The organism is Ruegeria sp. BC1, from assembly GCF_056539305.1.
The window spans coordinates 982,791-995,964 of record NZ_JBQFUT010000001.1 but is presented as its reverse complement, the minus strand read 5'-3'; the positions used below and the strand labels follow the sequence as shown (position 1 = coordinate 995,964).

Annotated in this window: 14 protein-coding genes; 12 read left to right on the top strand and 2 right to left on the bottom strand. The window is 56.6% G+C overall.

The features are described 5' to 3' along the window. Nucleotides 1-33: 33 nt before the first annotated feature. The 5 genes from ACR0IY_RS04975 (at nt 34) to ACR0IY_RS04955 (ending at nt 5,187) form a co-directional block, all read left to right on the top strand. Nucleotides 34-366 (top strand): sarcosine oxidase subunit delta, encoded by a 333-nt coding sequence (locus ACR0IY_RS04975; protein WP_480670832.1) that lies wholly within the window; start codon nt 34-36, stop codon nt 364-366. A gap of 64 nt (nt 367-430) precedes the next feature. Continuing rightward, on the top strand, nt 431-3,445 hold the full coding sequence (locus ACR0IY_RS04970; protein ID WP_480670830.1) for a sarcosine oxidase subunit alpha family protein: 3,015 nt from the start codon (nt 431-433) through the stop codon (nt 3,443-3,445). Continuing rightward, nucleotides 3,438-4,004: a sarcosine oxidase subunit gamma gene (locus ACR0IY_RS04965; RefSeq protein WP_480670828.1), complete on the top strand. Its 567-nt coding sequence runs from the start codon at nt 3,438-3,440 to the stop codon at nt 4,002-4,004. The genes ACR0IY_RS04970 and ACR0IY_RS04965 overlap by 8 nt, the downstream gene beginning before the upstream one ends. A gap of 239 nt (nt 4,005-4,243) precedes the next feature. Next, a complete protein-coding gene (locus tag ACR0IY_RS04960; protein WP_480670826.1) occupies nt 4,244-4,726 on the top strand; it encodes a hypothetical protein in 483 nt (160 codons plus the stop codon). Then, a complete protein-coding gene (locus ACR0IY_RS04955) occupies nt 4,696-5,187 on the top strand; it encodes a hypothetical protein (RefSeq protein ID WP_480670824.1) in 492 nt (163 codons plus the stop codon). Before ACR0IY_RS04960 ends, ACR0IY_RS04955 begins: the two co-directional genes overlap by 31 nt. A 36-nt stretch (nt 5,188-5,223) precedes the next feature. Here the strand turns inward: ACR0IY_RS04955 and ACR0IY_RS04950 are convergent, their stop codons facing one another. After that, nucleotides 5,224-5,985 (bottom strand): FkbM family methyltransferase, encoded by a 762-nt coding sequence (locus tag ACR0IY_RS04950; protein WP_480670822.1) that lies wholly within the window; start codon nt 5,983-5,985, stop codon nt 5,224-5,226. 101 nt (nt 5,986-6,086) lie between these two features. Here ACR0IY_RS04950 and ACR0IY_RS04945 point away from each other — a divergent pair, with 101 nt between their 5' ends. From ACR0IY_RS04945 to ACR0IY_RS04935, 3 genes are all read left to right on the top strand, one after another. Next, nucleotides 6,087-6,686, top strand: coding sequence for a superoxide dismutase (locus ACR0IY_RS04945; protein ID WP_480670820.1), 600 nt, complete (start codon nt 6,087-6,089; stop codon nt 6,684-6,686). 3 nt (nt 6,687-6,689) lie between these two features. Further along, nucleotides 6,690-7,568 carry a metallophosphoesterase gene (locus tag ACR0IY_RS04940; RefSeq protein ID WP_480670818.1) on the top strand — a complete coding sequence of 293 codons (879 nt, stop codon included), beginning with the start codon at nt 6,690-6,692 and terminating at the stop codon, nt 7,566-7,568. Nucleotides 7,569-7,775: 207 nt separating this feature from the next. Continuing rightward, a complete protein-coding gene (locus ACR0IY_RS04935) occupies nt 7,776-8,225 on the top strand; it encodes a baeRF12 domain-containing protein (protein WP_480670816.1) in 450 nt (149 codons plus the stop codon). A gap of 46 nt (nt 8,226-8,271) precedes the next feature. On the opposite strand, the gene ACR0IY_RS04930 is transcribed toward ACR0IY_RS04935, so the two are convergent. Then, the gene (locus ACR0IY_RS04930; protein ID WP_480670815.1) at nt 8,272-8,823 is read right to left on the bottom strand and encodes an LOG family protein; all 552 of its coding nucleotides are present in this window, start codon (nt 8,821-8,823) and stop codon (nt 8,272-8,274) included. 126 nt (nt 8,824-8,949) lie between these two features. Here ACR0IY_RS04930 and ACR0IY_RS04925 point away from each other — a divergent pair, with 126 nt between their 5' ends. The 4 genes from ACR0IY_RS04925 (at nt 8,950) to ACR0IY_RS04910 (ending at nt 13,147) form a co-directional block, all read left to right on the top strand. Beyond that, nucleotides 8,950-10,251 (top strand): LysM peptidoglycan-binding domain-containing protein, encoded by a 1,302-nt coding sequence (locus ACR0IY_RS04925; RefSeq protein ID WP_480670813.1) that lies wholly within the window; start codon nt 8,950-8,952, stop codon nt 10,249-10,251. A 79-nt stretch (nt 10,252-10,330) separates the two neighbouring features. Further along, nucleotides 10,331-12,136 (top strand): ABCB family ABC transporter ATP-binding protein/permease, encoded by a 1,806-nt coding sequence (locus ACR0IY_RS04920; RefSeq protein WP_480670811.1) that lies wholly within the window; start codon nt 10,331-10,333, stop codon nt 12,134-12,136. Between the two features lie 124 nt (nt 12,137-12,260). After that, nucleotides 12,261-12,671: a DUF2147 domain-containing protein gene (locus ACR0IY_RS04915; RefSeq protein ID WP_480670809.1), complete on the top strand. Its 411-nt coding sequence runs from the start codon at nt 12,261-12,263 to the stop codon at nt 12,669-12,671. 152 nt (nt 12,672-12,823) lie between these two features. Further along, complete coding sequence (locus ACR0IY_RS04910; protein ID WP_480670807.1) at nt 12,824-13,147, top strand: hypothetical protein; 324 nt, start codon at nt 12,824-12,826, stop codon at nt 13,145-13,147. Nucleotides 13,148-13,174 lie beyond the last annotated feature (27 nt).

Here is a 13,174-nt window from a genome sequence, read left to right as displayed (position 1 = left end):
CTGCGCTGACCGACCGCCAAAAAGGATGAACATATGCTGATCCTGAATTGCCCATATTGCGGCGTTGACGCCGAGGAAACCGAACTAGCCGCCGGTGGCGAAGCGCACCTGAAGCGTTTCGGTCCCGGATCGTCGGATGATGAGTTCCACGATTACCTGTTCATGCGTGAAAACCCCAAAGGTGTTCATTTTGAACGCTGGCGCCATGCCAATGGCTGCGGCAAGTGGTTCCACGCTGCGCGCTGCACGCAAACGCTTGAGGTTTTCGGAACGTATTCCGCTCAGACCACCGAGCCGCCACAGGAAATCAAAGACGCCATCACTGCCAAGCGCCCGGGATGGGCGTGGAGAGAGTTCTCCGTATGATCCGTCTTTTCAAGAATACTCCCGCCGGAGGCACTGACACCTCTACCTGCGAAAGGTCCGCACCATGAGCACCCGTCTCGCAAAACAAGGCCGTCTGATTGACCGGTCGAAACAGGTCACATTTACCTTTAACGGCAATTCGATGCAGGGGTACGAGGGCGACACGCTTGCCTCGGCCCTGCTGGCCAATGATCAGATGATGATGGGCCGGTCGTTCAAGTATCACCGTCCGCGTGGCGTTGTCGCCAGCGGTGCAGAGGAACCCAATGCGCTGGTTGGTTTGGGGCAGGGCAACCGGTTCGAGCCGAACCAGCGCGCCACCACAACCGAGCTGTTCAACGGCCTGACTGCGATTTCGCAGAACCACTGGCCGAACCTGGAATTCGACATCGGCGCGGTAAATACAGCGCTGGCGCGGTTCCTGCCCGCCGGGTTCTACTACAAGACGTTCATTCATCCCAAACCGTTCTGGAAACACGTCTACGAGCCGTTCATCCGCCAGTCGGCCGGTCTGGGCAAAGCGCCCGACAAAGACTCGCGGGATGCGGACACCTATGAACACTTCTATGCCTTCACCGACGTACTGGTGATTGGCGGTGGTGTGGCTGGTTTGCAGGCGGCCAAAGCGGCTGCACAATCCGGCGCCAAGGTCTTGCTGATGGAGCAGACCGCCCATTGGGGCGGACGCGCGCCGGTCGATGGTGGAACCATCAACGGTGAGCCTGTGGATAAGTTCGTGGAGCAATTAGTTTCCGAACTCGAAACAATGGACAACGTAACCCTGCGATTGCGCTGCATGGGGGCGGGTGTCTACGACCATGGCTATGTGCTGGGATATGAGCGTCTGACCGACCATAAACCCGGTACGCAAGGCCCACGTCATCGCCTGTGGCGTATACGTGCCAAACAGGTCGTAACCGCCACTGGTGCCATCGAACGCCCGCTGTCCTTTGCGGGCAACGATGTGCCGGGAGTGATGCTGGCCTCGGCGATGCGCGATTACGTTGTGAACTGGGGGGTGACTCCGGGTGAAAAGGTAATCGTTGCGACCAATAATGACGATGCATATCGCACTGCGATCATCCTTAAACAGGCGGGTGTGGATATCTTGCGCATAGTTGACGCCAGGTCAGCCGCAGGGCCGCTGGCCGAAGAGGCCCGTCAGCTTGGTATCCGCGTCGACCCCGGCAAGGCGATTGCCAAAGTCAAAGGCGGTAAGCGTGTCAAGAAGGTTGCGATCTGCAATCAGGAAGGCATCGGGGGCGCTCGCGAAGAAGTTGAATGCGACGCGGTTGCCATGTCGGGTGGCTGGTCTCCGGTCGTTCACATGTGGTCGCACTGTGGCGGTAAGCTGATCTGGGATGAGGCCAATGCCCATTTCCGCCCTGATCCGCAGCGTCCTCCGCTAGGGGCCGATGGTGAAGGTTTTGTCGTTGCTGCGGGCTCGTCCAATGGTCCGCTGGCCTTGGCTGACGTTCTGACTGATGCTCATGCCGCGGGGAAGGCCGCAGCCAAAGCGGCAGGATTCAAGCCCAAGAACACCAAGGCCCCTTCCGGCGAGACCACAGCAGAGGCGGCGATGGAAGCCGTTTGGCTGATGCCCGCCAATGCCGAAGTTCAGCTGCGTATGAAATCCTGGCTCGACTTCCAGAACGACGTTAAAGTCTCGGACGTTCAGCTGGCGGCGCGCGAAGGATACGAGAGCGTAGAGCACACCAAGCGTTACACCACGCTGGGCATGGCAACCGATCAGGGTAAACTAAGTAATATCAATGGCTTGGCGATCCTTGCTGATGCGCTGGAATCGGAAATTCCGAAGGTCGGCACAACCACTTTCCGCCCGCCCTATACGCCGATTTCTCTGGCGTCGATCGGTGGCGAAGCGCGTGGAGAGGTGTTCCAGCCGATCCGTCAGACACCGATGCATAACTGGCACGACAAAAACGGCGCCGATTGGGAGCCGGTCGGACATTGGCGTCGGACCTATGCCTATGTTCGCCCTGGTGAATCCGTGCATGAAGCGGTCAATCGCGAAGTTAAAAACACTCGTGAAAACCTTGGTCTGCTGGACGCCTCAACCTTGGGTAAGCTGATCGTAAAAGGCCCGGATGCCGGCAAATTCCTCGACATGATGTATACCAACATGATGTCCACGCTGAAGGTCGGTAAATGCCGCTATGGCCTGATGTGTTCGGAAAACGGCTTCCTGATCGACGACGGCGTTGTTGCCCGGATCGACGAGGATACCTGGCTGTGCCACACAACCACCGGCGGAGCCGAGCGTATCCATGGCCATATGGAAGAGTGGCTGCAAACCGAATGGTGGGACTGGAAAGTCTACGTTGCCAACGTGACCGAGCAATACGCTCAGGTCGCCGTGGTCGGGCCCAATGCTCGCAAGGTGTTGGAGAAGCTGGGCGGTATGGACGTCAGCAAGGAAGCGCTGCCGTTCATGGAGTGGCGAGATGGTAAAATCGGTGCCTTTGATTGCCGCGCTTACCGCATCTCATTCTCGGGTGAGCTGTCGTATGAGATCGCGGTTCCCGCGTCTCAGGGGCAGGCGTTCTGGGATGCTCTGATGGAGGCAGGCAAAGAGTTCGGAGTGATGCCCTACGGCACCGAATGTCTGCACATTCTGCGGGCCGAGAAAGGCTTTATCATGATTGGGGACGAAACCGACGGCACCGTGATCCCGCAGGATCTGGGGCTGCACTGGGCGCTTTCGAAAAAGAAAGAAGACTACCTCGGTAAACGCGCCCATTCCCGTAGCCATATGGCTGATCCCGAACGTTGGAAACTGGTCGGTCTCGAGACTGTGGATGGTTCTGTTCTGCCGGACGGCGCTTATGCAGTGGGCGAGGGCGTCAACGCCAATGGTCAGCGCAACATGATCGGGCGTGTGACTTCGACCTATTACTCGGCCAATCTGGGCAAGGGCATCGCCATGGGCCTGATCAAGCACGGCCCGGATCGCATGGGTGAGATTGTCGAGTTTCCGGGCACCGATGGCAAATCCTACAAGGCAAAGATCGTAGACCCGATCTTCTTCGACAAGGACGGGGAGAAGCAAAATGTCTGAACCCATCAGCGCACTGAACCAGGCCAGCTATGACGGCATCGCCAAGGTCGAGGAATGCGGCCTGCAGGGTATGATCACCCTGCGCGGCGATCTCTCCGACAAGGTGCTGGCCAAGGCCGTCAAGGACGCCACCGGGCAAAAAGTGCCCGGTCAGCGCGAAGCACTGGTCAACGGCGATACCGGCGTCTGCTGGATGTCGACCGACGAACTGCTGGTGCTTGTGCCCTATGCCGAGGTCGAAGCCAAACTGGCCGCGATGAACAACGCGCTCAGCGGCACGCATGCCTTGGCAGTCAATGTGTCGGACGCTCGTGCGGTATTTCGCATTTCGGGCGCCAGCGCACGCGAAGTTATGGGCAAAGTGGCCCCGGTCGAGTTTTCGGTCGAGGCCTTCCAACCCGGTCAAATCCGCCGCTCACGTCTGGCTCAGGTGGCGGGCGCGTTCTGGATGGACGACACCGAGACATTTCGCGTTGTCTGCTTCCGGTCGGCCGCTGACTACGCGTTCAAACTCCTCAAGGTTGCGGCGCAACCGGGCAGCGAGGTTGGGGTTTACTGACTTTGGCCCTAGCGTCGAACTAACAGGCCGTCCGCTTATGCGGGCGGCTTTTTTGCACATGTTTTAGAAACTCAAAAACTTACGTGCTGTTTTGTCGCTTCTCTTGTGTTCAGACCGAAGTGGTGAATCTACACACCTAATGGTAGGCGTAAAACTACGGAACTTCTCGCAACGCGGGAAAAACAATGATCTGAGCTCGGTGAAGCTTGGACAAAAATAGTAGGAGCACAATTAGTCTAATGAGGCTTTCAAGGACACTAGCGATTTGTCTCGCAGCGATGTTCGCTGCACCAGGAGTAGCTATTTCTGAAACATACAAGGAAAGCTTTGAATGTGAGTTCGGACGCGGTCTTGCCAATCGACCAACACCAGAACGAGTGGTGTTTTCAGTGGATGAATTTGGCCGTTCTGCTTTGTTGCATGAAGTCGAAATACCCAAGATCGATACCAATGTCGGATCGGGCCGGATCAGGCGTGACACACCAATACTCCTTTCTATCGCGTGGGTTGGTCAGGATTACAGGTATTCAGCAAGCGGTCGCACGTATGCATCGAACGAATCCAGGTATGACGCCATTGATTTGCGTGATCTGGAATTCTCGTTGCAGCTCGACCGAAAGACGATGAAGGCGATTGCTAAATCAGCCACTTTCGGCACGTACCTTCCTAGAGACGGTTTTGCAAAAGGCCGGTGCAAACTCATCGCAGCACCAAAATCTTAAATCAGGGAAAAATTCTGTTGAAACTTATTTCTATCGCCATGGCGGTCGGGCTTTTTGCGACTGCCGTTCAAGCCGAAGTGCAAAGCTATGACTGCGAACTTCACAGCATGGAAGACCGAGGCTGGATCCCACCCAGAGTGCTGCTGAGCGTTGATGCTGAAAACAAACGGGCCCGTGCGTTTGACGGGGCGATCCGGTCTGCGAATGAACTGGCACAAATTGAGGATGAAACGCCCGCCGATGCAAAGTTAAAGGTAACTCGTAAGGGCGAATATCGTATGTCCTGGCGTTTGACTTTGTCGTCCAGCAGCACGCGCCAGTTTCGTGTGGCCTATACGGCGACCGTTGATCCCAAGACAAATGGCTTCAAAATGACGGCAAGTTTTCCGCAAGCCAATGTCACCAATCGTCCCAGCGGCTTCGGTTCGTGTAAGCCGGTATCGTCGCCCAACCTGTTTTAAAGCATTGACTGATTGAATGCCCATGGCTTTGGGCATTCAATCAGTTAGCAAAAAAGTCTGAAACCCCGCCAGTGCGGCCTTTTTGGTCAGATAACTCAGCCCCGTATCGGATCCGTCGCTTTTCTTGCAAGTCCGGTAAAAGGATAAAAGCTCTGCAATTTCGGACATTCTGTCCTTGCGCTCGGTTTCGTTAAGAAGAGGCGCGTGCGTGGACAGGTAAAGGGCAGGGCGATGTTTCTTCAGAAATGGGATAAGAGTGGGCAAAACCATATATTCGGCCCCTTCAATATCCATCTTCACCAACGAAACTTTTGACAGATCATTCACAGCCTCGAACTGATCCCATGCAATCGTCAGAGCTGCGTTGCCATGCGCGCCATCGTGTAACAGCGAACTGGTGGAGTCGCCGGGCTCTCCCCGAACTGAAGCCATTCGAGCAACTCCGAATTGATCCGACAGCGCCACGCTAAAGGCTGAGACGTTGCGGATGTCGTTTAGATCCAGATTCCACGCCAGATGCCGAAACGCCGTTGGGTCGGGTTCGAAACACCAGACATGCCGCGCCTTGCGGGCCCCGTATAGAACCGTGGGTCCGATCCAGGCGCCGATGTCTAGATAGTCACTGTTCGGTGTCAGATACTTGTCCAGAATCGCGAAAGTCTCGGGCTCCCATGCTCCGGCCGACGCCTTGCGCCAGAATTTCGAATGATAGGGGTCCAGACGAAACGGCTCACCGTTCAGGGTGCCCGCATAGTATCCGCGGGCGCGGTAAAACATCTTGCGCGCCTGTGTCAGCATCGCGGGCCTCCGGGTTTTGTTATCTCGGCCCTTGACCTGCGGCGCTTGCCAAAGCATGTAACCTTTGGAAACCGCAACATTCATTTCAACAGGGGGCCGAGATGGCTTTTCAACTTCCTGATCTTCCTTATGCACATGACGCGCTGGCAGCCAAGGGTATGTCCGCGGAAACATTGGAATATCACCACGACCTGCACCACAAGGCCTATGTCGACAACGGCAACAAGCTGATTGCAGGCACCGAGTGGGATGGCAAGTCGCTGGAAGAGATAATCGTTGGCACCTACGACGCAAACGCCGTCGCACAAAACGGCATCTTCAACAACATCAGCCAACTGTGGAACCACAACCAGTTCTGGGAGATGATGGGCCCTGGCGACAACGCCATGCCCGGTGAGCTTGAGAAAGCTCTGACCGAAAGCTTTGGCTCGGTTGACGAGTTTAAATCGCAGTTCAGCGCAGCAGGCGCTGGTCAGTTCGGCTCGGGCTGGGCGTGGCTGGTCAAGAACGCAGACGGTTCGCTGGCCGTAACCAAGACCGAGAACGGCGTGAACCCGCTGTGTTTCAACCAGACCGCGCTGCTGGGCTGTGACGTTTGGGAGCATTCCTACTACATCGACTTCCGCAACAAGCGCCCGGCTTACCTGTCGAACTTCCTCGACAATCTGGTGAACTGGGAAAACGTTGCATCGCGGATGTAATACTTGACCCGCCGACGGTTCATAAACGGCCTGCTAGCGACCACGCTGGCAGGCCTGTTTGTTGCCGCTTACGGTTTCTTTGTCGAACCGTCGGTGCGTTTGCGCGTGCGCAAGTGGCGTGTGCGACGAGACGATTGGACCGCCCAACCCTTGCGGATCGCTGTGCTGTCCGATCTGCATGTGGGTGAACCGTATGTAAGTCTGGATCGAATCCGGCAGGTGGTACGGCGCACCAATGCTTTGGCACCAGATCTGGTCCTGTTGCTGGGCGACTATGCCGGGCACCACAAAGTCGTCACCGAGCAAGTCGACCCCTTTGAACTGGCGCCGGTCCTTGCCGAGCTTGAGGCCAGGAACGGTGTGTTCGCAGTTCTGGGCAATCATGACTGGTGGGATGACGCAGAGGCCCAGCGGCGCGGTCGCGGGCCAAACAAATATTCCGAAGCATTTGAAGAGAACGGTATCAAGGTTCTGTCCAATGAGGCGGTGCGCCTTGATGAACCGGGCATCTGGCTTGCCGGTCTTGAGGATCAGCTTGCCTTCAGACGCAAAGGTGGTCTTGTGGGGTTGGACGACCTGCCTGGAACGATGGCGCAAATCACTGATGACGCCCCTGTGGTGATGATGGCGCATGAGCCTGATATCTTCCCCAAAATACCTGACAGTGTAGCGCTTACCTTGTCTGGGCACACCCATGGCGGGCAGGTGCGCCTGTTCGGCTGGTCGCCCGTGGTGCCTTCGAAATTTGGCAACCGGTATGCATACGGACATGTCCGCGAAGGAAACCGTGATCTGGTTGTGTCCGGTGGTATCGGTTGTTCGATCCTGCCAGTGCGCTTTGGTGTGACGCCCGAGATCACCGTGGTTGAGATGTCCGCCTGACAGGTGGAAACCTGCCTATTAAGAAAGTTTCATCCTGAGACAGGATTGTCTGCCGCCCCGCAGTGCTTACCTTAGGTGAAGCGGAGGGAGAGAACCGCACATCAACAGTAACACATTCAGGCAACGCGCCAAATTCATGCGGTCGCGTCAGGGTATACCTGTGCCTGATGAATGAGGATGGCACAGAAGCCACTAAAGGAGAGCACGATGGTCGCACTTGAACAGGGAACCTGGGTTGTCATTGCCGATGGGGAAAAGGCATTGTTCGTTGAGAATATCACCGATGCCGAAGACCCCAATCTGGTCGTTGTTTCGGTCGAAGAACAAGAGACGCAAAACCGCCCGACCGATCGGGCAGGGCGGCGTTTCGACAGCGGACCGAACCAGAAATCTGCTTTGGAAGAACCAAACTGGAAAACCCATGCGAAATCTCTGTTTGTTCAGGATGTGGCCAACCTATTGAACCGTAAGGGTCTAAAGGGCGCGTTCAATCGTCTGGTGCTGGTCGCCAGCCCGCATGTTTTGGGGTTGCTGCGCCGCCGACTTCACAGCGAGGTTTTGGCCAAGGTGATCGCAGAGGTCGATAAGACACTGACCAACCATCCACTGCATAAGGTTGAAAAGGTCCTGAATAATCGGTTGAAGCCTGCGGTCTGAACCGCGAAACCCTTGCGGGCGGCCAGTGGCCGCCCGGTCTTGGCGATTAGCTCAGGTACTCACGCAGTGTCGACATCGCGATCTCTGGGTCTTCGACCCACGTGATGAATTCAGCCAGAGACGCATCTGCAAATCCTTGGCCGATGACCTGATGCACAAGGTCTTTTAGTGCATTCCAATAACCGCCCACATTCATCACCAATATGGGCTTGTCGTGCAGGCCAAGCTGTCGCCATGTCAGGGCTTCGAACAACTCGTCCAGCGAGCCCGGTCCGCCCGGCAGGACCACGACCGCATCCGCATTCATGATCATGACTTTCTTGCGCTCGTGCATCGTCTCGGTGATCACAAAACGAGTCAGATCGGTTTTACCGACTTCTCGTTGCAGCAGATGAACAGGAATTACGCCGAACGTATCACCTCCGGCAGCTTGCGCAGCGCGCGCAACCTCGCCCATCAGCCCCACATCGCCGGCACCATAAACCAGACGCCAGCCTTCCTGTGCCAGCAGGGTCCCGAATGTTTTTGCGGCTTCGGAATAGGTGGAATTGGCGCCATTGCGTGACCCGCAATACACACAGACAGATTTCTGGGACATCCGAGGGCCTCTCTGGGGTTGTGCCTGGGGTTTTGACCCCTGATAGCGGTATTGATAGATTGGCTCAACCGTCAGGCAGAATGTGTTTCGGACAAAGCACTTGCCCTGCGGAGTGAAAGGAAAAGAATGAACGCCGAGTCGGGAAGCGGAAGCTCCGGTACTTTCCTCTGGGGGGTGATTGCCGGTATCGTGGTTGTGGCCGGAGCGGGTGGGCTATACCTGTCCGGGATATTCGGGTCGGCGCCTGAAGAGCCGGAGCCACAGGCCGAGATCGCAGTACAGACCACGGAAGACAGCGCAGCGGCGGAGCCCGTTGAAGACACACCCGATGAGACGGTCGCACCCGAAATCGAGGCGCCAGCTGAAGAAGAGGTCACTGCCGAAGCTGAGCCACAGGCGACACCCCCAACTCTGGATCAAATCTTTGTCGAACCGGATGGCAATGCGGTTCTGTCCGGCAACGCAGAGCCGGGCACCGAAGTAAACGTTCTTCTTGATGGCAAACAGGTCCACAGCTTTACGGTAGATCCGAGCGGGCAGTTCGCCGAATTCGTGTCGATCCCCTTTTCCGAAAACGCACGTGGCCTGACGCTGGAAACAGATGGTGATCAGCCGCTGAGGTCGGATGACTACGTGATTGCAGCCCTGCCTGCGCCTGAGCCCGAGGAGACCCCGGTGCCGTCCGAGGAAGCGACTGAGACGGCTAACGTCGAATCCGATGCGACAGAGGCCAATGAACCTGGCCAGGTGGGCAACGATCAGGACCAGACGACCACTGAAAATGCGGACGCTCCGACAGCAAAAACAGACGAGCAAGAAGATCAGACGGAGCAAGCCGCGCTTCAGGAGACGACTGAGGATGCGCAGGACCAACCGGTTGCCGTTCTGCGCTCAGGTGAAGAGGGCGTTGAACTGATTCAGAGCCCCACCGAGCAGCCGCAGACACCGGAACAGGTTGCCCTGGATACGATTGGTTATTCTGACGCCGGTGAGGTCGAACTGACAGGGCGGGTGCCGGATGGATCAGTGGTGCGTCTGTATCTGGACAATCGGCTTGTCGATGATCTGACCCCGGAGGATGACGGGAAATGGCGCAGTGAGCTGGAAGGTGTCGACCCGGGCATCTATACCCTGCGCGTGGACGAGGTTGGTACGGATGGCACCGTGGTCAGCCGCCTTGAAACCCCGTTCAAACGCGAGGCGCCAGAGGTGCTGCGTGCCGCCGAAACTGGGGATCAGCCAGAGCCAGAGGCGGATACGCCTGCGATCCGGTCGGTCACCGTTCAGGAAGGTGACACGCTGTGGGCTATTTCGCGTGATCGGTTCGGGGACGGCGTTCTTTATGTGAAGCTGTTCGAAGCCAATCGAGACTCGATCCGCGATCCCGATCTGATCTATCCCGGCCAGATATTTACGATCCCCGAATAAACCCCTGCGACTGGCCCTTTACGGGGCCGGTTACTATCTCTGACCGAAGATCAGGTACGTGATGAGACGGACAGCTCCTATGCATTCTGACGACATGCCTCAGACAGACGAACGCCGCTCTGGCTGGCGTACCATCCGCAAAGTTGCGCCATATATGTGGCCCGAGGATCAGCCCTGGGTAAAGCGGCGCGTGGTTCTGGCCATGGGCATGCTGGTGCTGGCCAAGCTCATCGCGGTCTACACTCCGATCCTGTACAAGGGTGCGGTCGACAGCTTGGCGGGCGAGGGCGTGCCGCCCTTGGCGTTGGGCGCTGTTGGTCTGACCGTTGCATATGGCGTTGCGCGGATGATGACCGTTGGGTTTCAGCAACTGCGCGATGCGGCTTTTGCTCCGGTGGGGCAGCGGGCTTTGCGTGCGCTGGCGCTGGAGACGTTTCAACACATTCACCAGCTATCGATGCGCTATCACGTGACGCGCCGGACCGGCGGGCTCAGCCGGATCATCGAACGCGGGGTGAAGGGCGTGGAATTCCTGTTGCGCTTTTTGCTGTTCTCCATCGGGCCTCTGATCCTCGAGCTTTTGCTGGTTGCGATTATCCTGATGTGGCTGTTCGATGTTTGGTATCTGGTTGTCGTGGCCGTGACCATCGCACTTTATATCTGGTTCACGTTTGCCGTGACCGAATGGCGCGTGAAGTTGCGGCGCGAGATGAATGACCAGGATACCGAAGCCAACCAGCGTGCCATCGACAGCCTGCTCAACTTTGAAACCGTCAAATATTTCAACGCTGAACAGCGCGAGGCTGAACGGTACGATGTGTCGATGAAGGCCTATGCCGGGGCTGCTCTCAAGACGGCGTATTCGCTGGCCTTCCTGAATTTTGGCCAGTCTTTCCTGATCACTTGCGGCTTGATCGGCGTGATGGTTCTGGCTGCCATTGGTGTACAACAGGGCACGTTGACGGTGGGCGACTTCGTCATGGTCAACGCCTACATGATTCAAATTACCGTGCCACTGAACTTTCTGGGTACGGTATACCGGGAAATCCGTCAGTCTCTGGTGGATATGGGGCAGATGTTCGATCTGTTGGAGCAACCGACCGAGGTTTCAGATAAACCCGGCGCGCCGGATCTGGTGGTCAATGGTGGCGAAGTGACCCTGGACAACGTCCGGTTTGGCTATGACGCGGACCGGGAAATCCTAAAGGGTGTTTCCTTGACCGTACCAGCTGGGCAGACAGTGGCCATCGTCGGGGCCACAGGGTCGGGTAAATCTACAATTGGGCGACTGTTGTTTCGGTTTTATGACGTGACCGGCGGGGCGCTTAAGATCGACGGGCAAGATGTGCGCGATGTGACCTTGAACAGCCTGCACGCTGCCATTGGCGTGGTGCCGCAGGACACCGTTCTGTTCAATGACACGATCCGCTACAACATCGCTTATGGCCGCGACGGGGCCACGCAAGACGATGTAGAAGCCGCCGCCAAGGCCGCACAAATCCACGATTTCATCGTCACTTTGCCCGAAGGCTACGACACCAAGGTGGGTGAACGCGGATTGAAACTGTCCGGTGGCGAGAAGCAGCGGGTGGGCATCGCGCGAACGTTGCTGAAGAACCCACCGATCCTACTGCTGGACGAGGCGACCTCGGCATTGGATACGGATACCGAAAAAGACATCAAAGAGGCGCTGGCCCGAGCAGGCGAAGGGCGTACGGTGATCACGATTGCGCACCGCCTCAGCACCATTGCCGAAGCAGATCGGATCGTCGTCCTTGAGGCTGGCGAGATCATAGAACAAGGTACGCATGATGCCCTGTTGCAGCATGAAGGTCGCTATGCGCGACTTTGGAGCCGTCAGCAATCCGAAGACAACGCCGCCTGAACCGGACGCGCCTTTGACCATTTATTGAGCGATTGTGATCTCGTGCGATTTCGTCAAGTTTTGGATCAGGGATAAAGAAATTTCGAACTACTATTTCAATGTTTCAGGGATGGAGTGTCCGAAGATGAAGCTCATGAAACTACGCGCGCTTGCGGTTGCTGCATTCACAGCCAGTTTTTCGATTGCTGCGCAGGCTGGGGCAGACCCGATTGAGGGCGTCTGGAAAACCCAGCCGGATCGCAAGAACCTGACCTCGCATATTCAGATCTCCGAGTGTGGTGGGAAATTCTGCGGCAAGATCCTGTCTGCCTATGACAGTTCCGGCAAAGAGGTGACAACTCCCAATATCGGAAAAAAGTTGTTTTGGGATGTCGCCAGCAAAGGCGATGGCAAATATGGCGGTGGTGATTTCTGGGTTCCATTGATTGACGTCGATGTAGACCCGCAGATGACCTTGTCTGGAAACACCCTGACCGTGCGCGGATGTGAGCATGTCGTGTGTGGGCACCAGACGTGGACTCGACTGTCCAAGTGAGGTGCCGACAGATCGTTGGGTTGTTGGTTGAGGGTCTATCTTTCAAGCTACATGCCTGATCATTGTTAGCAGGTGTTTGATGAGGCGCGCCAGACCGTTAAGACCCTGAATACCAACTATATGTGTTGGAAGTTAAATCAGGGAAAAACCTAATGAAGAAGTTCTTTGCTGCGCCAATTCTTGTGGCGTTGCTTTTCGCCTCTGCCGCTTCGGCCGAAGATCTGGAGTTCCTGCTGGTCAACGAAACCAGTTCGGATTTGGTCGAATTTAACGTCTCTTCCGCGTCATCGGATGAGTGGGAAGAAAACCTGTTGAGCGGCGGGTATCTGGCTCCGGAATACGAAGTTGGGGTGCTGATCGCAGACGGGCTGGAAACCTGCGTCTATGACATTCGCGGTGTTTTTGATGACGGTTCCTCGGTCGAGGATTACGATCTGGACCTGTGCGAGCTGGGTGAATTCGTATTCGCAGAGTGATCAGCTTTCCCAAAGTAAAATGGCGAA

Coding starts and splice junctions, on each gene's coding strand:
- ACR0IY_RS04970 (WP_480670830.1), top strand. CDS start 431: ATGAGCACCCGTCTCGCAAAACAAGGCCGTCTGATTGACCGGTCGAAA.
- ACR0IY_RS04975 (WP_480670832.1), top strand. CDS start 34: ATGCTGATCCTGAATTGCCCATATTGCGGCGTTGACGCCGAGGAAACC.
- ACR0IY_RS04945 (WP_480670820.1), top strand. CDS start 6,087: ATGGCTTTTCAACTTCCTGATCTTCCTTATGCACATGACGCGCTGGCA.
- ACR0IY_RS04925 (WP_480670813.1), top strand. CDS start 8,950: ATGAACGCCGAGTCGGGAAGCGGAAGCTCCGGTACTTTCCTCTGGGGG.
- ACR0IY_RS04910 (WP_480670807.1), top strand. CDS start 12,824: ATGAAGAAGTTCTTTGCTGCGCCAATTCTTGTGGCGTTGCTTTTCGCC.
- ACR0IY_RS04935 (WP_480670816.1), top strand. CDS start 7,776: ATGGTCGCACTTGAACAGGGAACCTGGGTTGTCATTGCCGATGGGGAA.
- ACR0IY_RS04960 (WP_480670826.1), top strand. CDS start 4,244: ATGAGGCTTTCAAGGACACTAGCGATTTGTCTCGCAGCGATGTTCGCT.
- ACR0IY_RS04950 (WP_480670822.1), bottom strand. CDS start 5,985: ATGCTGACACAGGCGCGCAAGATGTTTTACCGCGCCCGCGGATACTAT.
- ACR0IY_RS04920 (WP_480670811.1), top strand. CDS start 10,331: ATGCATTCTGACGACATGCCTCAGACAGACGAACGCCGCTCTGGCTGG.
- ACR0IY_RS04915 (WP_480670809.1), top strand. CDS start 12,261: ATGAAGCTCATGAAACTACGCGCGCTTGCGGTTGCTGCATTCACAGCC.
- ACR0IY_RS04930 (WP_480670815.1), bottom strand. CDS start 8,823: ATGTCCCAGAAATCTGTCTGTGTGTATTGCGGGTCACGCAATGGCGCC.
- ACR0IY_RS04965 (WP_480670828.1), top strand. CDS start 3,438: ATGTCTGAACCCATCAGCGCACTGAACCAGGCCAGCTATGACGGCATC.